This is a genomic window from Kibdelosporangium banguiense, from assembly GCF_017876405.1.
Lineage (GTDB): Bacteria > Actinomycetota > Actinomycetes > Mycobacteriales > Pseudonocardiaceae > Kibdelosporangium > Kibdelosporangium banguiense.
The window spans coordinates 11,022,241-11,041,705 of sequence record NZ_JAGINW010000001.1 but is presented as its reverse complement, the minus strand read 5'-3'; the positions used below and the strand labels follow the sequence as shown (position 1 = coordinate 11,041,705).

The following is a 19,465-nucleotide window of genomic DNA, read 5'->3' as shown; positions in this document are numbered from 1 at the left end:
TCCTCGTGGGTCCGGGATACCTACGACGTTACGGAGCGTGCCAAGGGCGCGGAATCCGGGAGCGGCATGGACTATGGGAACCATGAATTTTTGGCAGCCGTGGTCGCTGCGTGAACTCGTCTCCGGGAACTCGGCGCTGGAACGCTCGTGGGCCAGGATCGCTGAGACCGAACCCGAATTGCGCGCCTGGGTGGTGGACATTCCCACGCCGGAGGTCACCGCGGGACCTTTGGGCGGCGTTCCGTTGGGAGTCAAGGACATCATCGATGTCGCCGGCATCCCGTCGAAGTGCGGAACGCGACTACGCGCCGGCGCCGCGCCCGCAGAGGCAGACGCCGCGATCGTGTCCGCGTGGCGCCGCGCTGGGGCAGTACCGGTCGGGAAGACCGTCACCACCGAATTCGCCTATTTCTCGCCCGGCCCAACGCGTAACCCGGCTGCCCCCGGCCACACTCCAGGCGGCTCGTCCAGCGGATCTGCCGCCGCCGTCGCCTCCGGCCAGGTACCCCTCGCGCTCGGAACACAGACCGCGGGATCAGTCACACGGCCGGCGTCGTTCTGCGGCGTCGCGTCGCTCGTGATGACCCACGGCCGGTTCCCGATGGACGGAGTCGTAGGCCTGAGCCCGAGCCTCGACAGTCACGGCGTGTACACGGCGACTGTCGATGACCTGGCGCTCGCTTGGTCCGCGCTCACCGGTGAGCCGGATCCCGCGTTGGCCCAGCAGCGCCCACCACGCCTACTCGCGCTGACCGCGACACCTGCCGGTCCCGAAATGGCCGGAGCGCTGGAAGAAGCCCGGAAACGGCTCGCCGTCGCGGGCGCCGTGGTCGAGGACTTCCCGCTTGAGGAGGTCGTTGCCGACATTGCAGCGGCCCATCGCGTGGTGATGGCCTACGAGGCCGCCCGGGAACGTGCCGCAGAACTGGCCGTCGCGCCGCAGCTGAGCCCACAACTGACCGAGTTGCTGCGGACCGGGGCGGAAACTCCGGAACACGACTACGTGGCTGCCCAGGAAACGGTGGCTGCGGCAGGCACACGTGTGACGGAACTGCTAGCGACCTACGACGCCGTGTTGAGCCCAGCCGCCCCAGGCCCAGCGCCGCACGGGCTCGACAGCACTGGAGATCCGATCCTCAGCCGTCCGTGGCAAGCGCTCGGGCTGCCCGCAGTGACCGTGCCCGGTCTACGCGACGAGGCCGGACTCCCGCTCGGAATCCAGCTGATCGGCCCCGCACAGGCAGAGGCCGCGCTGCTCACAGTCGGCTGCTGGGTCGAGGCCGCGCTCAGACTGTGACCTGGCGCACGCCTCAAGCCTGGCCGGTGCGGAACTTGTCGAGGACGCGGCGCTCCCGTTTCGTGGGACGGCCGGCGCCGCGGTCCCGCCGGGCGACCGGAATCATCGACTCAGGGGGAGGAGCGGGAGTGCGATCGATGAAGCACGTGGCCGCGTCGGCGGCACCGACCCGTTTCTGGATGACCCGCATCACTTCAACGGTCTTGGTCGTGTCATAGACGCGGGCACGAACCTCGTCGCCCGGCACGACGGTCGTCGCCGGTTTCGCCGGGCGGCCGTTGATCCGCACATGGCCGGCCCGGCACGCGGCCGCGGCGTCCGGCCGGGTCTTGGCCAGCCGGACCGCCCACAGCCAACGGTCGATACGGGTCGATTCCATCAGCAGTTACGCAGGAACCGGTCGAGGACGCGGGTGCCGAACTTCAACGCGTCCACCGGGACCCGTTCGTCCACGCCGTGGAAAAGGGCAGAGAAGTCCAGGTCTGCCGGCAGCTGCAGCGGGGCGAACCCGAAACACCGGATTCCCAGCTGTGCGAACGACTTCGCGTCCGTACCGCCGGACAGCATGTACGGCAGAGTCTTCGCGGCGGGATCCTCGGCGATGATCGAAGCAGTCATGTGGTCGACCAAGGGGCCGTCGAACGTGGTCTCCAGCGGCGGCAGCCCCACCCATTCCCGCTCGACGTCCGGCCCCAGGATCTCGTCCAGCTCGCGCTCGAACGCCTCCTGCCGCCCAGGCAGGATCCGGCAGTCGACGGTGGCCTCGGCCAGTGAAGGGATGACGTTCGACTTGTACCCGGCGTTCAGCATCGTCGGGTTGGCCGTGTCCCGGAGGGTCGCGCCGATCATCCGGGCGATGTTGCCCAGCTTGGCGACAGACCCCTCGAGGTCGTCCTCCTCGAACTGGATGCCGGTCAGCTCGGAGATCCCGGCAAGAAACTCACGCACCGAATCGGTCAGCACCAGCGGGAACCTGTGCCGACCCAGGCGTGCGACAGCCTCGGTGAGCTTGGTGACAGCGTTGTCCTCGTGGATCATCGACCCATGCCCGGCCCGGCCCCGGACCCGGAGGGTCATCCACGCGATGCCCTTCTCGGCGGTCTCGATGAGGTAGGCCCGCACGCCGTCCTTCACGGTGATCGAGAAGCCCCCGACCTCGCTGATCGCCTCCGTGGCACCCTCGAAGAGGTCAGGCCGGTTCTCCACCAGCCACTGGGCCCCGTAGTGGCCGCCGGCCTCCTCATCAGCGAGGAAGGCGAAGATGATGTCCCGCTTCGGCGTGATGCCGTCCCGCTTGAGCCGGCGGGCCAGAGCCAGGGACATGGCGACCATGTCCTTCATGTCGACGGCGCCGCGCCCCCACACATACCCATCCTGCACAGCCCCGGAGAAAGGATGGACCGACCACTCCGAAGCATCAGCCGGCACAACATCAAGATGCCCATGCACCAGCAAAGCGCCCCGACCCGGATCACTCCCGGCCAGCCGGGCGACGACATTGCCCCGCCCAGGAGCCCCGGACTCGACATAAGTGGTCTCATACCCAACCTCAGCCAGCTTCGCGGCCACATACTCGGCGGCCGCCCGCTCCCCGACCACAGTCTCCGGATCCCCGGTGTTGGTGGTGTCGATCCGAATCAGCTCAGACGCAAGACCGACCACCTCCTCCTCAGCAACCCCAGTGTCCGGAATGTCCCGCGCGCGCTCAGTCACAAGCTCTTCCTATCACTCCCGACCCCCGATTTGGGATGATCATCGACCATCCGCTACGCTATGCGCACTGCAGAAACAACGCAGGTCCGGGTGGCGGAATGGCAGACGCGCTAGCTTGAGGTGCTAGTGCCCTTAACGGGCGTGGGGGTTCAAGTCCCCCCTCGGACACCAGAAACGGTGAGATTTCCCCAGCAGCGACTGGTACTTGAACACCTTAATGGTGACGTCGCCACAGGCTGGATGCAAGCCCTCTCTTGGGGCGGCCATGATCAATCATGTCGTGGCCCCTGTTATCCCCACGTCGGTCGTCAGGACCTCTCGGTCCGCCGATCCGGCCAGGTCCCAGGCTCTCCCTCTGGCGACTCCGTCGGCGCCTCCAACTGCGCCAGCGCATGTGATCTACGGCATGGGCCGGATCGACGCCTCGGGCCGAGTCTCCGACCGTGTCGTTACGCAGGCCCGGGGCTGGAAACTTGGTGACCGGCTCACCCTGTCCGGCACGTCTGGCGTCGTCCTCGCTCGCCGCGACCCGGCTGGCATGCTCGCCTTCGGCCAGAAGCCGTACATCACTATCCCCGCTGTGCTTCGCACCCGCTGCGGCCTGCAGGCGGGAGATCGGGTGCTGCTGGCCGCCGCCCTGGATGAGGACCTGCTGACGGTCTACCCGCTGAGCACCCTGCACCAGGCCATCTGCGAGAACCGACCGGCTGAGGGCGGTGCGTCACGATGACCACCACCTCTCCCGACACAGCCGCAGGACGGCAAGCCGCGCTCGACGCCGCGAGGCTCGTACTGGCCGGGATGGGCCTGTCCGCACAGGACCTGCTCACCGAACCCGACACCCGCTCGCCGGCCGCGCTCTGGTCCAGGGTGCGCCAGCGCTGGTCGAGGTCGGTCAGCCGGCGGATCAGTTCGCCGAGCGGGATCCCGGCCAGGGCGAGGGTGTCGTCGCGCAGCGCGACCAGGTCGGCCAGCGGCTCGGTCGCGGCCAGCCGTTCACCGGCCTTGCGGCGCCGGGAGGCCTCGTCGGCGTGCGGCTTGGCGCAGTACTTCTTCCCGCCCTGCTTGCCCTTCGGGAACCAGTTCGGGCACTCGGGCAGGGCGCATGGCTGCAGTCCGGCGTCGCGGCGCTCGTCGTCGGTCCACCGCGGGTCGGCCGGGCCCTCCTGCGGCCCGGATCCGCCCGGCCCGGCTGGGTCCGGTGTGTCCGCAGCTCGCGGTCCGTCGTCCTGACTCACTCGCGCTGTGTAGCATCTCGCTTATCGCGTACGCGATATGAAAAACGCGTACGCGATAAGCGAGATAAGCATTCATGGTGGTTGTGGAGATAATGTCTCTTATCCTCACCACCGGCCCGCGGCCTGGGACACCCCCGCCGGGCCGCCGGACGGCGCGGCCCGGCGCGCGGACCTGGCCGGAAACTGGGAGGTCGTCACCGTGACGAAACCCGACCGGGTCTGGGGGCCGGGCCATACCGTGATGTGACGCGCAGCCGTTCGGTCTCGGCGAACGCAGGAAACTCAGTGCTCGCGCAGCGAAGTGTCAGCTGTCGCCCACGGAAGTGTCAGTGAACGATTCAGACGCCCGGTTGTCAGCGGCTGACCTGCGGCGATGCCCGGAGACGGCCGATCGCGGGACGCGGTAGGCGGACACCACGGGACTGGTGAGCGGCCGCTCTGAGAGGCCTCTCAGACGGTTTCGCCTGGTCAACGCGTGGTTTGCCGGCCGGCCTGCCGGTGCGCGGCTTGGGCCAGTCGGGCCGGTGGCTGCCAGGGAGTGGGGCAAGGTTGCGATGGTCGAGAGGCGCTGCCACGTCGGCGGCGAGCGGTCACGGTGCCCGCGGCTCTTTCCCGATCAGGTGTCCTTCAGCAAGATCATGGTCTCAGGCCGCTGCGGGCACCCCTCACATCCCAGCCGGGCTCGACACGCCGATGTCGCCATCACCCCACACACGCAAGGTGATCACCCCGTCTGTAACACATAGTCACTGACGATCATGCAATCCCGACCAAGTTTGAAGAGCCCCTTAAGCGTGCTCCGCAGCCATCCCAGTAGATCAACATTCCCCGATCGGAAATAGTCCGGCGGACGTAATGAGCCGCCTCCCGGAGCAATACCGCACGAACCCCTGGCCAAGCGTGATCTTCGCGAGCGGGAGTCCAACGATGTCGAAGATCCGGTCACGGCCACGGCGGCGCCCCCGGCCTTGAGCACCGTCCGCCTCTTGTGTTCCTGACTCGGTAGTCGAGAGTAATCCGGTCATCTGTATCCCACCGTCTCATCATCCACAATGGACACGCGAAGTCCGCCGCAGGCAGGGCCGCTGAGCTTGCGGCCGGTTCGCAGGTCGAATGTCGAGTGATGCAGCGGGCACGTGATGGTCATGCGCCGTGGGTTCACCATGCCGAACCGCAGCTTGCCCTTGCGGTGCGGGCACTCGGCCTGCGTGATCACCTTGGTGGAACCTAGTTCCACAAGGATCTCGTCCTCGCTGACCGGCTTGATTACCGGCGTCATGCCGACACCATGGCCCGCGCCCGGCCGATGGCTGCCTTAGTGGCCTCCGCGACCACCGTGCTGGTCAGCTCCACACCGGTCCAGACCTTCGCGAGGTCAACCGGGCGATGCCGCTCCAGCGCACTGATCGATCCCCGCATCTGCTTGCTGTGGTAGGCATCTATGTAGAGATGCTCGGTGTAGTACTTGTCATTGACTATGCCGAGCCGCTTGCTCGCCTTGGCGTAGCTCCGGAACGCGTACAGCACACTCGACTCGAAGTACGCGTACGCGCCGAGGAAGTACTCGGGTGCCGATGCCCGGTCGGCGAACCAGTGGAACAAGTTGACGTAGGCGAAGCACTCCTCTGGCGCCACGCCGACGTAGTACTCTAGCTCGGTCGGCATGCCCAGCTCAGTCACCAGCCTGGTGTACAGTTGGGCGTGTTCTTGGTCGTCGTTGCCACAGCCGAACTCGTCGATCAGCACCCGCAGCACTGTGGTACGCGCCTTGGCCGGCAGCCGCCGGATGATTCCCAGGTGTGACTGGGACTCCACCAGACCGTCCACCGCGAAGTCCGCGACCACCGACTTGAACTGGTCCAACGTGGCCTGTTCGGCGAGGAACCGCTCGTCGTCGCTCGGCCCGCTGCGTTCCTCCTCCTCTAACCGGGCACGCAGCGCCTCAAGCACTTCCTCGCGGGAGGAGAACCTCGGCGCTCGCGCCTCGTGCTCCGCAGCCAGCCGCACCGCCCAGTCCCGCTCGGTCTCGAGCATCTCGGCGTAGTCATCGTCGTCGGGCACCGTGCGATTGTGGATGTAGAGCCGCTTCTGCGGGCCGTCCCCGGCTGAGACCCTCATCAGTCCTCCTTGGCTACGACGTCGGTGCTGATCACCTTGCGCTTGCAGAGCTCCTGCTTGACCTGCCGGTACCAGTCGTCCTCGAGCACGCCGTAATGCAGGCAGGCATCATCGACCTCGGCTTGGCGTTCCGGCGTCGGGTCGACAAGCATCGCGTTGCACAGCTGCGGTTCCAGGTTCGCCAGCGGGCCGATGAAACCGGCGATGCCGTGCGCCTCCAGCAGCAGGTTCTCCCAACCTTCGAACACAGGCACCAAATGATCGGTCCGCACGATCCGCCGGGTCAACTCGGCGGACCCGCTGGACTCCTTGATGCCCACGACGTCAGGCAGCTCGAAGATTCGCAGCAGCGCGTCCAGTCCGATGGTGTTGCCGGACACCGCTTCCTCGTTGTACACGAACAGCGGAATGTCCACAGCGGACCGCAGCGAGCGGTAGTGCTCGTAGATCTCATCTTGGCTAATCTCGACCCGGAACGGTGTCGTGACCACAACAGCGTTCGCGCCAAGCTCCTTGGCCATCTGGGCACGCTCGATGACCTGCGCGGTCTCCGGCAACTGAATTCCGACCAGCACGTCAAGACCGCGAGAGTGCTTCCTGGCCGCGGCCACCATGTCGCGCCACTGCCGCTCGGTGAGCTTCCAGCCTTCCCCAGAGCTCAGCGTCGGCATCAGCGCGGTGACGTCCTGGTGTACCGACTCGATCAGCCGGTCCACGCTCGCCTCGTCCACCGCGCGGTCCAAGTCGAGCGGGGTGACTAGCGGAACGATCGTCCCCGAGTACATGTCAAAGATCCTTTCCGGGCACGCGGAGCGCGAGAGACCGCTCGTAACGCCATTCCAGATAGCACGGGAAATGCCGCTCGGTTCCCCCTTTGGGCCTGCGCACCGGCAAGTCGTCGCGGCCCGCCAGCCGGGGGTTCACGGTGACCAGTTCACCGCCGCGGTTGAGCACCATGCCCAGGGTCAGCCGGTCGGTCAGCTCGAGGCCCGCCAGGCTTGAAGCCGTCAGTGCCGCCTTGATGTCCTGCTCCTCGTACGGGATCCGGCCCATGGCCATATCAGTGTGCAGGACGTCCATGAACGGGTAGTAGCTGTCCTGCTCGTCGCGGCCGCACCGCCCCCAGATCAGTGCGTCGCACCGGCCGACCTGCTCGAGGCTCATCACAACCGCGTCGCCGCCGGACAGCCGGTCGACGAAGAAGTTCTTGCACGCCACGCGGACCGCGTCGTCATCGGCGTGCATCCCCATGAACAGCGCGGCGTCGACGTACACGTCAGCGGGCATCGTTCAGCAGCACCTTCCGCATCGCCGTCATCGCGTCGGCGAACTCCTCCGGCCTGCGGGCCAAGGCGATCCGGACGTACTCCTCGCCCTTTTCCTTGTCGTCCCAGTAGAAGTAGGTGCCGGGCAGGACGTAGATCTCGTTCTCGAACAACTTGGCCTGCAACTGGGTGGCGGTCAACCCAGGCTTGACGATCTTGAACCACGCCACGCTGGTGTCCACGACGGGCGGCACATACTCCAAGATCCTGCCTTCCAGCGCCTCCCGCGCGGACGCCCGGTTCTCCGTGATCACGTCGCGCACTGAAGCGAAACCGTCCGCAATGGAGTCCTCGACGTAGCGGGTCAGGAAGCTCAGCACGAACGGCGAGACGTTCAGCAGGACCGCAGTGTGGATATTGTAGACGTCCTCGTGTATATCCTCGCTCGCGGTGATCATCGCGCATTTCGCGTCCTGCACCGGCCAGGTTTTGCCGGTGTCCTCGATCACCATGTAGGTGACGCCGGACTCCTCGAGCATCTGGTAGATGTCCACCCGATCTATGCCTTCCGAGCACAGCACGAAAGACGCGAAGCAGAAATCCATGATCAGCAGCTTGCTGGTTTCCTTGCACATCCTCAGCAGTTCGGCGAAGCCGCTCCTGCCATCCTTGAGCAGTGTGAACCCGGTCGGGTTGTTCGGGTCGACGAGATAGATGGCGTCGGTGCCGACCTGCGACATCCGCTCGTGGATTCGGGCCACGTCGTGCAGCCACTCCTCCGGGAACGAGGCCAGCTCGACCCTCATGTGCCGCAGCAGGTCGACCAGATTGTCGAAGCACGGCGTGACCAGCGAGACCGACATGTTCCGCTGCTGTAGGTACATCGCGGCGACCATCGTGGAAACGCTGGCCGAGTACGATAACAACGTCTTGTTCATCGCGGCCGCAGTCGGCTGCTCGTGCAGCCGGAAGAATGCGTCCAGGAATCGCTGTTCCAGGTGCGACTGCAGGTTGTCCTCGGAGTAGTGCCAGAGGTCCGACAGGTCGGTGACGATGCGCTCCTGCCTGGGCGACTGCCGCTGGTGGGTGTGCGCATCTGCCAGGTTGTACCTGGTCTTCAGCGCCTGGATCTCGTGTTGCGTGAGGTCGACGAACTTGCTGACGTCCGGGACGGCTGACTCGCCCTCGGCGATGACGTCATCGTTGATCATCTGCGGATCTCCTTTCAGAGGCGTAGCGGTATACGAGTGACCAGAAAGCAGGGGCGGAGAGGCAACGCCGGTCGTAAAGCTGATGAGGCGGCCTTGCCAGGTCCCGTCTGTGGTCGCAGTGACCGGCGCCCAGACCGCTGGGCATCCATCGGTGCTCCTGCGCAACGTCGTGAAGTCGCCATCCACTTTCCTTGGCCTGTACAGGTCTGGGTGGCGTGCGGATGACGACCGCCGTCGGGATTACACCGCAGCATTACAGTCGCATCCGGGGTCTCTTGACGGTTTCGCCGTTGCTGATTGTCAGGACATGTACCAAACCCGTGACGACGCTGGGGGAATCCGTGTTCCTGTGCCCGATGGTGGAGGTATTCACGCCTATACCGCTGATCATGATGGCCGCGACGACGGCAAGGTGACGACGGCAAGAAGTATTTGGACATCACCTGTTTCATGATTTTCCTCCAATTCGCGTGACGACGGGAGATCTACACCTCTTTGTCTTCCTTGTCGCGCGCGAGTTGTTCGCTACATAATCGAATCGTTCGGTTAAAGACGGACGTGAGGCAGTGTTGAACCAGACAAGTAACTCCGGGCCGGTGCGTTTGCCGAACACGTGGCGTGCCGTGGTTTCCGTCCGTTGCGCTGAGGATCCAGTCCGCCGCCGCTCCCACGTCCGTGCTCCGCGCGTCCGATGCGACTACCCAGGAACGGGGGGCGGCGGGTACGCGCCGAGCTATCAAAGTAGCGATCCGCAACCAGCCCGCCTTCGTGCACACCTACCTCCAAAAGGGAGTACTGCCGCCCCGACGGTCGTCGTATGCGCATTTGCAGCTCGGGGATTCCTTCCGCTGTATCCGTAATCATGCCTACATAAGTACATATGTCACGACCTATAACTGTCAGCGCTTGCCGGGGCCGCAGAAGCGATCCCCCACCGCGAGCAGGATCACCATCCAGTCCACCTCGACCGGCGCCGTGCCGCAGCTGCAGTCGGACGTGTCCCCATTCTTTTCCTGCACCGCGCACCACAGCGTCAGGGCAATCCCTTATTTCTAGCCCTTATTTCTGACCCTTATTTCTGATTCGTGATCGCCTTGGTTGCGGTGTAGAGAGGGGTGCTGGCTTGCCCGCGTGCGACTGGATCACCAAGGAGATCGCCGCTGCGCTGTTCGTCAGCCCGCCACGGTCGAGATGAGCTGCGACAGCACTTTGATGTCGGCGGCGGCCTATGGTTCTTCGGCTTGAACAGCGGCAGCAGCGGCTGGGGCAACGGTCACGCCTCCTACACGTGGAACAACCGGCCCTATTTCGGAGATGCGGCGCAAGATCTGTACCTCCAGGTCGGCACCTTGCGGTATTGGGAGGGTGAACACGTACGGGCGGGTTATGACCGCATTTCTTTGCAATGGCAGCTCACGGCGGTCCAGGGAACATGCGATCCTCTGCCGGGCGGGGCGACCCGTCAAGATCGCCCCGCCCGGGGAGTTGACCCGCCGAGAGTTCGAGATCGCACGACTGATCGACACCGGCATGACCAACCGTGAAATCGCCAAACACCTGCATGTGAGCCACAAGACCGTGGAAGTACATCTCTCCCGCATCCTTGCCAAGCTTGGTGTTCCCACTCGCTCCGCGGTGGAAAGTGCGCTGGCGCGGGCCGACAACGGCGGCTGAGAAGATGATGGCGCCGACCTCGAGCCAGAAAAATAGGGGATTGCCCTGACGCTGTGGTCGGCGGTGCCGCAACAGGATAAGGGCCATGTCTGATGCACCGTGTCCGCGCCGCTCTCCGTTGGACGCGCATTGTTGGCTCGGAATTCGGAAAGGAGGAAATGGTCGGGGCGCCACACGCCCGGAGTCTCGTAGTTTGCTATGCCGGCTCCCGCGGTCCGTGGCGTCCTCGACCAGGGTTCGCCTGCCGTGGAAGCGATGTTCGCTGGCAATGAGAGAGACATGGTTGTCGGCATCCGGCAGCCACACCAGTCCGAGGGGGAAGCCATGTCCCGACCAGTCCCACGTATTGCCGCCTGCGCCGCGGCGGTCGCCATGGTGGTGACCTTCGGCGCGTTGATGATGCCTGCCGCGCAGGCGACACCGAACGTCGGCGTGACCGGCAAAGTGCTCAGCAAAGTGCTGGTCGATGGACGGATGCACCTCAACACGCACGGGCCGTCCGACCTCCAGCTGACTGTGCTGACTGTCGCGCCGCACGGCCAGATCGGCTGGCACTCGCACAACGGCAACGCGCTCGTGTCGGTCGTCGAAGGCATCGCCACCCGGTACATGGCCATGGATCGGCGTTGCCGTCCGGAGCACTTCGGCCCCGGCCAGGGATGGGTCGAGGTACCGCACCACGTGCACACGGTCCACAACGAGACCGACCAGCCGCTGATCCTCAACGTCGTCCTGATCACCCCCACCGGCCAGGCGCCGGGTGTGGACGAACCGGACCCCGGCAACTGCCGGTTCTGAACCCAGCGTTTCATCAGGCGAGAGGAGGTGCGCCATGATCACGGTCATCGACCCCGGCAACACCTGCTGAGTCGCGGGGACCGCCCGCGTACACCGGGCGGTCCCTTGCCCGTGTCCGTCGACAAACCGAGGGGGAGCGATGCGCGAGGACGCACTGGTCGTGGTCGCAGGAGGATCGAGCGCTTCGCTCGTGCTGGCCGCCTATCTGTCCGAGCTCAGACGAACGGTCGATGACGAGATCGTCGTGTTGCTGACCAAGAGTGCCGAACGGTTCATGCCGTCACAGGTCGCGGGCTGGTTGGCCGACGAGGTACTGACTGCCGACCTCCCGGACCTCAACCCGGTCGAGGTGGCGTTGAAGGCGAAGGCGATGGTCGTGCTCCCGGCGACCGCCCATCTGCTGGCGTGCGCCGCGCTGGGCCTGGCGTCAACGCCCGCCACCACGGCGCTGCTCGCGTCACCGAGGCCCGCACTGTGGTTCCCTCACATGAACAAGGCCATGTGGGGCAAGCCAGTGATCCAACGACACGTCGCGGACCTGCGCGAGTCGGGGGAGACGGTGGTGGAGCCGGAAACCCGCGAGGTGTACGAGATCTGGCGGGGCGAGCGTAGCCCAGGCGTGTCGATGATCGGGCCTGACAAGGCGGCCGCCGTGGTCCGTGACTGGCTGGGCGTACAGACATGATCATCGCGTTGCTGCGGCAACGGGACTTCGGGCTGCTGTTCTTCGGCCAGACCGCCTCGATGGCAGGTGACGCGCCCGCCGCACTGGCAACGGCGTTCGCCGTGCTGGAGATCGGCGGGTCACCGACCGCACTCGGCGTGGTGCTCGCCGCACGATATCTCCCGCTCGCGGCGTTGCTGCTGCTCGGCGGTGTGCTCGCCGACCGGTTTCCGCGCCGCGGGCTGATGATCGCTTCGGATGTCGTGCGTGCCAGTACGCAGGCTGTGCTGGCCGCGATGCTGTTCGTCGGCGATGCCGAGTTGTGGCTGTTCATCGTGGTACAGATCGTCTATGGCGGTGCGGAAGCCTTGTTCCGGCCCGCGTTGGCCGGACATCTGCCCCATATCGTTCCCCGCGAGTCGCTGCGGGAAGCGAACGCGCTCGTCGCCATGTCGGCCAACCTGTTGCGGATCACCGGCCCGGGCTTGGGCGCGGTGGCGATCAGCGCGCTGGGGCCGGGTGCGGTACTAGCGATGGACGCGGTGACATTTGGCGTCAGCGCGCTGCTGCTGGCCGCGATGCGCCATCGGCCGGAAGCCGCGCGGACGGTTCCAGAGCGGCTATTGCCCGCCTTGCGCACCGGTTGGCGTGAGGTGCGGTCGCGGACCTGGTTGTGGGCGTCGATCCTCAACTTCACCGTGTTCGGCGCGGTGACCGTGCCGGCCATGCTCGTGCTCGGCCCGGAAGTCGCACGGTTGGAACTCGGTGGCGCCGACGGCTGGGCAGTGATCATGGCGACCTACGCCGCAGGCGCGCTTGCGGGCAGCGTCATCGCGATGCGGGTGCCAGTGGCCCGGCCTGCCGCTGCCTGTGCGGTACTGCTCGTAGTCGCCGCGGCCCGCCCCGCCGTGCTCCTCAGCGGGCTGGGCCTGGCTGTACTCGGCGTCTACAGCCTGCTCTCCGGCGCTGCGGTGGCGATGACCTATGTGTACTGGCGGACGGTGCTGCAGCAGCGGGTTCCGGCGACCGCGTTGTCGCGGGTCAGTTCCATCGACGACTTCGGCACGATGCTGCTCACCCCCGTCGGCTATCTCGGCGCCGGCCCGCTGGCTGCGGCCGTCGGCATGCATGGCGCCATGGTGTTACTGGCCGCGGTGCCGGTGGCGGCGAGTCTCGTGACGTTCGCAGTGCCAGGTGTGCGTGCCGTCCGTGCGGCAGAGGAGCAGTCACCCATGAGCAGCGGCGTGACGACACCAGCGGCAACCAGTCGCGCACCTTCACGTTGACCGAGAAGAAAGGGGATCGACCGTGCCGCAGAAGGATCAGCCGGACACCAAACCCGGGGTCTCGGTGGAGTCGTCGCCTACTGTGGCCAGGATTTATCCTGCTCGGCATCCAGGCCATCGTGATCATGCAGTTCAGCAGCGAGTCGGCGCTGTCGTTCGGGAGGGTCGATGGGGTTCCCCCTTGCTGCTGGGAGTCGCCACGGTCATTCCCACCATCACGACGGCCTTACTCATCGCGGGTTTCATCAGTCTCGTTCTGGAACGTCACGACAAGGAATAGGTCCGTCATCCGCGCGGGGCAGTTCGAGTCTCGATGAGAACCTGGGTCAGCCCAAAGAAAGTGAACGGAGGGGGCCGTCGACGGGCCTCCCTAGAGGGTTCGCGCGGTTTGCCGGGACGTTGGACGGAGACGGCGATGCCGCGGGCAGTATCCGCGTCCGCCTGTTGGGCCTGGCGGAGATGGTGTGCACATTCGCCAGTGACGCACACTGGCCACGGCTCCGGACAGGTCTACTAGGGGCTCGTAGTCCTGATCTGCGGTGAGGCCGATCGACCGGAGCGACTCGGACGCGCAGTGTCAGGCGCGTCGTTTGAAGAACAACGTGTAAACCACGCCGGCTACTGAGCCTGGCCGTCCCCAGTCGCCACGCGGATGGGTGGTAACGCTTACCAGCTCCCAACCCTGCCGTCCCAGGAGTTCGCAGCCGTCGCGCAGGGAGGCATCCTCAGGAACCTGCGCCTGCGCTGGGCAGTCCCACCGACACCAGGACGGTTCGTGAGCGTTCCCCAACCACTGGGGGTCATTAAGTGCCGACATGTAGACCACCGCGTAGTCCCACACATTCGTGATGGTAGTGGTTGTTCGAAGATTCACGTTGTGAAGATTCCTCCCCGGCGCCCGCCCTGGTCTCCGTGTCCTGCCGCGCGTCTGCTGGGCGAACGGGCGGTCAACCGCCTGCGGCGACTGATCATCGGCGTTGTTTGTCCTGTGGTGTCGTTTTGGGCCGGCCGGTCGACCGAAGTGTGTCAGGTGCCGCAGTTACGCCAGCAGATCGGCACTTCCTGTGTCGGGGTAGACGTGGGCCTGTCATCGAGATCGCAGTCCTCGCTTGCGAAGATGGTTGTTGTATATGCTACCACTTACGAATCCGATCCCGACGGCCGCCATTGTTACGGGCAATTGCAGCTGTGGGTACGGTATCGCCCAGGGGAGGCCGAGGATCAGCAACCAGCCGATACTGTTGATTGTCATGCGCACATCTTCGGGCATGACTCTGTCACGTCCTGGTTCTTCCGCGTCTTCGAACTCAGTCACTTATTATCTCTCCGTCGAAACAGCTTTACGGCAACACGTGCAATTTCGTCCGCGAAAACGACCAGGCAGGTTCCCGTCGTTATGAGACCGACGTCCATCGCGATGAGAAGCGCAATGGTGTTCATGTCTCGGCTCCACTTAAATGACGGTGCGGCCGAAACCTTCCAGGCTCATGTGACAGACGCGTCCACGGCTGTGCAATATTGTATGGTGCCCGTCTTTCTTGAATGAAAGTCCTTTTGTCACGCTGCCGGGTACGTTGGCCACTGTGTGGGGAGATTGCCCGAGTGGCTTATATCCGGTCCGCGGCGTTGGGCATCGTCCAGCCCGCATGGATATCTGTCGTCGCGTGGTGGCGGCTGGTCATCCACCAGAGTCCCGGGGCGAGGACGGCCCGAATGCCGACCAGCGCTGTCGCGATGAACCGCACCCGTCCTTTGTTTCCCCAGTGCCGGCATGACGTCGGTCACGAATACCCCCTTCGGTTGCGCGCCCTTGCGTCCCACTCCTGGCGAGCAGGCGGTCGAAAGAGCGGTAGAGATCGCGCGGCAAATAAATCCCCTAATCACCACACGCTGCCCCCTAGCATGGACGACATGCAACCATGGCTACCGAGCTGCCGGAACAAATTCCGCTGGCACATAAGCGACATCGACACGCTTTGGCCACCTCAAGTGGCCCCTAGCGGTAGTTTGTTAACTTCACGGGGGGTATGTAGAGGTTGGTGCCCTGTCCTTGTGCGAGGGTGTCGAGTAGTTGGTGCAGGTCATTGGGCGGGGGCCTGTCTGACCATGCTCTCCACCAGCGCTGCAGCAGTAGCCATGGGGTCAGCTAGGGCCGGACGGCGCGTAGGGGCCTTGGGCCAACAGGAAAGTCGTGCTGGCTGGAGAGGTTGGGTGCCCCCTCTCTCCGGGGTCGTCGGCAGACGGCCCCGGAGACAGCGCATCCAGACTGTCGCGTGTAGACAGTTGATCGAACCATGTGTTCCAGCAGACTGGAGCATGATCTACATCTTGCGACCGGTATGCCCCAGCTGGAACGTCGCGTCAATCGCGACAACGTTGCGCGGTCTGGAAGAAGGCGGCGGAAACCGGAAGCCAGAGCAGCACGGCGGTGGACAAACACACGATGAGCGCGAACACGGTGAGCAGCCACTGTGCGGGCCCAGCCAGAGTCACCCAGCCACTGCTTGCCGCAAGCAGGATCACCACGCTGCCGATCGCCCCGAATGCAGTCAGCACCACAAGCACCACCCGCGCCCAGTTTCGTCCTGCCCTCATCTTGACCAGCACCAGGACGCCCAGCGCTACCAGGCCCAGGAAAAGCACGGAAATCCTGACGGTAAGGAGTGATGTCCACTCCACGAACCCGTCCGGCAACAATCCAGCTTCTAAATACTGCCGCTTGTCGACCGGTTTGCCGAAAAATTGGAATCCTATATATACTCGCGGTCGTTCTGGGGTGCCGAAGAATCTGGACTCTCGTATCGACCATAGCACTGCTATCCAGGCGAACAGCAGTTCTATCCAGACCAGGACGCTTAGCGCCACAATGGTGCTGTTAAGCCAGAACGCGATTCGAATCGGCAGCGGTGGCCGAAGTGACCCATCCACCCCTCCGTACGTCCGGTCTAGTGTATCAGGATTTGGGGGGTTAGTCATAACCTCGACACTAGCGGCTGTACGGGGATAACGTCGCACAATAACCGCCTGAATGACTGTCCAACAAGTGACAGTGGTGACTCGCGGCCACGTGGGTAGTTCCTCTTCCTTTGAATGTTGATTAGCATCGCTGATCCCGCCTTCGATTCTCACGGCTCGCGTTTCGCGCACCATCTCGAACCCGGGGGTGACGACCTTCCAAGGGGGAGGGTCTCACCGCTCTACCTCTATCAAAGCCTGGAGTGATCTGCGGACCGCCCGCTCAAGGTTTGGTGGTCAGCGACGACGTTAACCCCTCCTGGGGTGCACCGCGAAGCAGGACTTCGTCGAGTTACGTAGCGTTTAACATTCCCGGTGTTCGGACATGTCAACCCGTTGGCCGGGCTCGCGCCCGGGGTCGTCAGCACCTCGCACGCACTACAGCTGAAGAGGGCCGGCAGTAATATGCGACCCTCGTCAGCTAGGCGGCATTGCTAGTTATTAACAACGCCCTCATGGGGAGGGTCCCCGGGCACCAGTGGGGGCGACACGGCTCCGGCGGGCACCAGTCGGGGAGACACGGCATCGGAATCGGAGGCCATGTTGCCGGCTCTGCCTGATCAGTCACGAACTTGTGAACCGCTGGCGATCCAGTTAGATCTCCTGTTGCGGCATTAGCAATCTGCGTCGGGCGATTGCGTAACCGAGAATGGCAATGATGCCAGCAGTCACGGCCGTGATCCAACGCAGATACTTCTGTCGTTGTTCCGTCATGTTTCTGGCCTTCCAATTGCGTAACTGGTCAGGTGGGGTCAATGGGGGATGACTCGCTGCCAGAAGAACGTCCCTTGATATCGAACCAATCGACATCGTGACACTGGCGGTCGCGCCATGATTTCGTTATGGCCCCTGGCGGCAAAGAGGAGGATGCCGCCGGTCGAGGCGGGAGAGTCCGGGGAGGCTCGTGTGTCGCCGTCGGTCTCTCGACATGATTCTGACCTCACTTTGAGTCAGCGGCTTGGTCGGTGTCATGTGATGGCTGGGTGCGCTGCGGCTTGATGGAGCATGGTGTGGATGATCAAGGCGTGGAGGGGGCGGACTGGCAGGAAGTACAGCCGGCCGAAGAGGTTGTGGAAGTGCACTACGGTGCCGATGGTGAGCTGCACGCCGTCGTCCGTTTCTTCGACGTGTATACAGGACCGGAAGTCTAGATGGCGGTCATCGAAACCGCGGATGACTTCCCGCTCGGTGTGGGCCTGTTCCGGAAAGGGCATTGCCGCCTTGTTGTTGGCCATGCGCCCGGCAGCCTTGAGCCCGACGACGCTGACGAGTCGGTCGCGGAGAACCATTGCGCGGTGGACCCATCGGGGCGTGTTCGCGAAGAGGCGCTGTGCCCATTCTCGCGGATCGGTGCTGGTGTCGGGTGGTAGCCGTACGGCGTAGGCGTCGGCGAAGTCGGTTCGTGTCAGCTGGGTGGGCAACCGTGAGTCGGCCGGGATTGGTACTGCACGAACGTGGATATGGGCCATGCGGGCTTCCTTCGAACGCATCTCGAGTTGCTCTGGACGGCGAGCGACGCGGAGGTGCGCTCGGACGTGTCCCCGATTCTTTTCCAGCGCCGTGCACCACAGCGTCAGGGCAATCCCTTATTTCTGGCTCTTATTTCTGGTTCGTGACCGACGTGATCGTCTTGGTTGCGGTGTAGAGAGGGGTGCTGGCTTGCCCGCGGGCGGCTGGATCACCGAGGAGATCGCCGCTGCGCTGTTCGTTACCCCCGCACGGTCGAGATGGGCTGCGGCAGCACCTGGTGTCAGCGGCGGCCTATGGTTCTTCGGCTTCAACAGCGGCAGCAGCGGCTGGGTCAACGGTCAGGCCTCCTACACGTGGAGTAACCGGCGCTGGCTAGTACGGCAACCGCACAGTGTGATCATCTGCGGTGGGTCGTGATCAAGAAGACGGCCACCGCGTGATCAACTTCAAGGTGTGTTGGATCTCGAAGAAGACGCGGCGGTGGCCGCGTCATGGACTGTAGTTGATGATCGTCTGGCCCGGTGGCGGGCCGGGTTCGATGACATGTTCGCGCTGGTCGCGGGTCGTTTCGCGCAGGCCGACTCGCGGCGGCGGGCCCGGATGTACCTGCTGGGGCTGCTCTCGGGTGCCGAGCGCAAGAACTCCTGGACGTTGGCCGAGCAGGCCGGTGACCTGACTCCCGACGGGATGCAGCGGTTGCTGAACTTTTACCGTTGGGACGCCGAGGCGGTGCGCGACGATCTGCGCTCCTATGTGCTGGACCACCTCGCTGATCCCAGCGGGGTCTTTGTGGCCGACGAGACCGGTTTTCTCAAGAAGGGCACCAAGTCTGCCGGGGTCCAACGCCAATATTCCGGCACCGCCGGGCGGATCGAGAACTGTCAACTCGGCGTGTTCCTGGCCTACGTTTCCGCCCGTGGCCGGGCGTTGATCGACCGGGAACTCTACTTACCGGCGTCCTGGACCGAGGATCGGGAACGCTGTGCGCAGGCCGGCATCGGTGCCGAGGTCGGGTTCGCGACCAAACCCGTGCTGGCCCAGCGGATGCTCGAACGTGTGCTGGACGCCGGTGTCGAGCTGGGCTGGTTCACCGCCGATGAGGCCTACGGCGACAACCCGGGATTGCGGGCATGGCTGGAAGACAACGGCCTCAACTACGTCATGGCGGTGTCCTGTGACCAGCGGTTGGCCACCCCGAAAGGATCTGCGCGGGCTGATGAGCTGGCTCGCAGTGCACCTCGCAAGGGCTGGCAGCGCCTCTCGGCCGGACGGGGCAGCAAGGGCCATCGCCTCTATGACTGGCTGCTGATCGATCCCGGCGCCGATGAGCACCTGCTGCTGGTGCGGCGGTCGATCAGCAAGCCCACCGAACTGGCCTACTACATCTGTCACACCCGCCACCCGGTGCCGCTGGCCGAACTGGTCCGCATCGCCGGATCCCGGTGGGCCGTCGAGGAAACGTTCCAGTTCGCCAAGAACGAGACCGGGCTGGATCACTATCAGGTTCGCAAGTACGACGCGTGGTACCGGCATATCACTCTGTCCATGCTCGCGGCGGCGTTCCTCGCTGTCACCGCCCACGCTGAACGTGTCCGTGAGGAAAAAGGGGCACCAGCGGTCAGGGAAGCGATCTGATCGCCCTGTCCTGCAACGAAATCAGACGACTCTGGGCCAACCTGACCCGTCCCGCGCACCCCCGGGCACACACCGATCACT

17 protein-coding genes, 1 tRNA gene and 1 pseudogene are annotated in these 19,465 nt (G+C 64.6%); 9 read left to right on the top strand and 10 right to left on the bottom strand.

Annotation, left to right across the window (positions count from 1 at the left end; all coding sequences use genetic code 11):
- The first annotated feature begins 82 nt into the window (after positions 1-82).
- Positions 83-1,297 (top strand): amidase, encoded by a 1,215-nt coding sequence (locus JOF56_RS49400; protein WP_209646373.1) that lies wholly within the window; start codon positions 83-85, stop codon positions 1,295-1,297.
- 13 nt (positions 1,298-1,310) lie between these two features.
- On the opposite strand, the gene JOF56_RS49395 is transcribed toward JOF56_RS49400, so the two are convergent.
- Both JOF56_RS49395 and JOF56_RS49390 read right to left on the bottom strand, forming a co-directional pair.
- Positions 1,311-1,676, bottom strand: coding sequence for an RNA-binding S4 domain-containing protein (locus JOF56_RS49395; protein ID WP_209646372.1), 366 nt, complete (start codon positions 1,674-1,676; stop codon positions 1,311-1,313).
- Positions 1,676-3,010, bottom strand: coding sequence for a M20/M25/M40 family metallo-hydrolase (locus JOF56_RS49390; protein ID WP_307855618.1), 1,335 nt, complete (start codon positions 3,008-3,010; stop codon positions 1,676-1,678). Before JOF56_RS49390 ends, JOF56_RS49395 begins: the two co-directional genes overlap by 1 nt.
- A gap of 84 nt (positions 3,011-3,094) precedes the next feature.
- Here JOF56_RS49390 and JOF56_RS49385 point away from each other — a divergent pair.
- The 3 genes from JOF56_RS49385 (at position 3,095) to JOF56_RS49375 (ending at position 4,243) form a co-directional block, all read left to right on the top strand.
- A tRNA-Leu gene (locus JOF56_RS49385) sits at positions 3,095-3,181 on the top strand.
- 235 nt (positions 3,182-3,416) lie between these two features.
- Positions 3,417-3,740, top strand: a complete 324-nt coding sequence (locus JOF56_RS49380; protein ID WP_209646371.1) for an AbrB/MazE/SpoVT family DNA-binding domain-containing protein — start codon at positions 3,417-3,419, stop codon at positions 3,738-3,740.
- Entirely contained in the window at positions 3,737-4,243 is a 507-nt protein-coding gene (locus JOF56_RS49375; protein ID WP_209646370.1) for a hypothetical protein, read from the top strand. Before JOF56_RS49380 ends, JOF56_RS49375 begins: the two co-directional genes overlap by 4 nt.
- A 1,026-nt stretch (positions 4,244-5,269) precedes the next feature.
- Here JOF56_RS49375 and JOF56_RS49370 read toward each other — a convergent pair.
- The 6 genes and pseudogenes from JOF56_RS49370 to JOF56_RS61040 form a co-directional block, all read right to left on the bottom strand.
- Positions 5,270-5,527, bottom strand: a complete 258-nt coding sequence (locus JOF56_RS49370) for a Rieske (2Fe-2S) protein (protein WP_245378740.1) — start codon at positions 5,525-5,527, stop codon at positions 5,270-5,272.
- On the bottom strand, positions 5,524-6,366 hold the full coding sequence (locus tag JOF56_RS49365; RefSeq protein ID WP_209646369.1) for an iron-containing redox enzyme family protein: 843 nt from the start codon (positions 6,364-6,366) through the stop codon (positions 5,524-5,526). Before JOF56_RS49365 ends, JOF56_RS49370 begins: the two co-directional genes overlap by 4 nt.
- Complete coding sequence (locus JOF56_RS49360; protein WP_245378739.1) at positions 6,366-7,151, bottom strand: dihydrodipicolinate synthase family protein; 786 nt, start codon at positions 7,149-7,151, stop codon at positions 6,366-6,368. Before JOF56_RS49360 ends, JOF56_RS49365 begins: the two co-directional genes overlap by 1 nt.
- Before the next feature lies 1 nt (position 7,152).
- Complete coding sequence (locus tag JOF56_RS49355; RefSeq protein WP_209646368.1) at positions 7,153-7,653, bottom strand: DUF6190 family protein; 501 nt, start codon at positions 7,651-7,653, stop codon at positions 7,153-7,155.
- Entirely contained in the window at positions 7,643-8,842 is a 1,200-nt protein-coding gene (locus JOF56_RS49350) for an aminotransferase class I/II-fold pyridoxal phosphate-dependent enzyme (RefSeq protein ID WP_245378738.1), read from the bottom strand. The genes JOF56_RS49355 and JOF56_RS49350 overlap by 11 nt, the downstream gene beginning before the upstream one ends.
- 81 nt (positions 8,843-8,923) lie before the next feature.
- Positions 8,924-9,028 (bottom strand): annotated as a pseudogene (locus JOF56_RS61040) (SSI family serine proteinase inhibitor); the annotation flags it as partial.
- Between the two features lie 1,179 nt (positions 9,029-10,207).
- Between JOF56_RS61040 and JOF56_RS59865 the strand changes: the two are divergent.
- The 4 genes from JOF56_RS59865 to JOF56_RS49330 all read left to right on the top strand — a co-directional run bounded on the left by JOF56_RS59865 (position 10,208) and on the right by JOF56_RS49330 (position 13,264).
- A complete protein-coding gene (locus tag JOF56_RS59865; RefSeq protein ID WP_307855617.1) occupies positions 10,208-10,516 on the top strand; it encodes a response regulator transcription factor in 309 nt (102 codons plus the stop codon).
- A 324-nt stretch (positions 10,517-10,840) separates the two neighbouring features.
- A complete protein-coding gene (locus JOF56_RS49340; protein WP_209646365.1) occupies positions 10,841-11,314 on the top strand; it encodes a cupin domain-containing protein in 474 nt (157 codons plus the stop codon).
- 139 nt (positions 11,315-11,453) lie between these two features.
- Entirely contained in the window at positions 11,454-11,999 is a 546-nt protein-coding gene (locus JOF56_RS49335) for a flavoprotein (RefSeq protein ID WP_209646364.1), read from the top strand.
- A complete protein-coding gene (locus JOF56_RS49330; RefSeq protein WP_209646363.1) occupies positions 11,996-13,264 on the top strand; it encodes an MFS transporter in 1,269 nt (422 codons plus the stop codon). Before JOF56_RS49335 ends, JOF56_RS49330 begins: the two co-directional genes overlap by 4 nt.
- A gap of 2,361 nt (positions 13,265-15,625) precedes the next feature.
- Here JOF56_RS49330 and JOF56_RS49325 read toward each other — a convergent pair.
- Complete coding sequence (locus JOF56_RS49325) at positions 15,626-16,192, bottom strand: hypothetical protein (protein ID WP_209646362.1); 567 nt, start codon at positions 16,190-16,192, stop codon at positions 15,626-15,628.
- A 1,055-nt stretch (positions 16,193-17,247) separates the two neighbouring features.
- Positions 17,248-17,700: a DUF2867 domain-containing protein gene (locus JOF56_RS49320; protein ID WP_209646361.1), complete on the bottom strand. Its 453-nt coding sequence runs from the start codon at positions 17,698-17,700 to the stop codon at positions 17,248-17,250.
- A 592-nt stretch (positions 17,701-18,292) separates the two neighbouring features.
- Here JOF56_RS49320 and JOF56_RS49315 point away from each other — a divergent pair.
- Entirely contained in the window at positions 18,293-19,384 is a 1,092-nt protein-coding gene (locus tag JOF56_RS49315) for an IS701 family transposase (protein ID WP_209648948.1), read from the top strand.
- The last annotated feature ends 81 nt before the right edge of the window (positions 19,385-19,465 follow it).

What these genes read in the sequence shown, in the direction of transcription:
- JOF56_RS49400 (WP_209646373.1), top strand. Translation starts at nt 83, where the DNA reads ATGAATTTTTGGCAGCCGTGGTCGCTGCGTGAACTCGTCTCCGGGAAC.
- JOF56_RS49395 (WP_209646372.1), bottom strand. Translation starts at nt 1,676, where the DNA reads ATGGAATCGACCCGTATCGACCGTTGGCTGTGGGCGGTCCGGCTGGCC.
- JOF56_RS49380 (WP_209646371.1), top strand. Translation starts at nt 3,417, where the DNA reads ATGGGCCGGATCGACGCCTCGGGCCGAGTCTCCGACCGTGTCGTTACG.
- JOF56_RS49375 (WP_209646370.1), top strand. Translation starts at nt 3,737, where the DNA reads ATGACCACCACCTCTCCCGACACAGCCGCAGGACGGCAAGCCGCGCTC.
- JOF56_RS49370 (WP_245378740.1), bottom strand. Translation starts at nt 5,527, where the DNA reads ATGACGCCGGTAATCAAGCCGGTCAGCGAGGACGAGATCCTTGTGGAA.
- JOF56_RS49365 (WP_209646369.1), bottom strand. Translation starts at nt 6,366, where the DNA reads ATGAGGGTCTCAGCCGGGGACGGCCCGCAGAAGCGGCTCTACATCCAC.
- JOF56_RS49360 (WP_245378739.1), bottom strand. Translation starts at nt 7,151, where the DNA reads ATGTACTCGGGGACGATCGTTCCGCTAGTCACCCCGCTCGACTTGGAC.
- JOF56_RS49355 (WP_209646368.1), bottom strand. Translation starts at nt 7,653, where the DNA reads ATGCCCGCTGACGTGTACGTCGACGCCGCGCTGTTCATGGGGATGCAC.
- JOF56_RS49350 (WP_245378738.1), bottom strand. Translation starts at nt 8,842, where the DNA reads ATGATCAACGATGACGTCATCGCCGAGGGCGAGTCAGCCGTCCCGGAC.
- JOF56_RS49340 (WP_209646365.1), top strand. Translation starts at nt 10,841, where the DNA reads ATGTCCCGACCAGTCCCACGTATTGCCGCCTGCGCCGCGGCGGTCGCC.
- JOF56_RS49335 (WP_209646364.1), top strand. Translation starts at nt 11,454, where the DNA reads ATGCGCGAGGACGCACTGGTCGTGGTCGCAGGAGGATCGAGCGCTTCG.
- JOF56_RS49330 (WP_209646363.1), top strand. Translation starts at nt 11,996, where the DNA reads ATGATCATCGCGTTGCTGCGGCAACGGGACTTCGGGCTGCTGTTCTTC.
- JOF56_RS49315 (WP_209648948.1), top strand. Translation starts at nt 18,293, where the DNA reads ATGTTCGCGCTGGTCGCGGGTCGTTTCGCGCAGGCCGACTCGCGGCGG.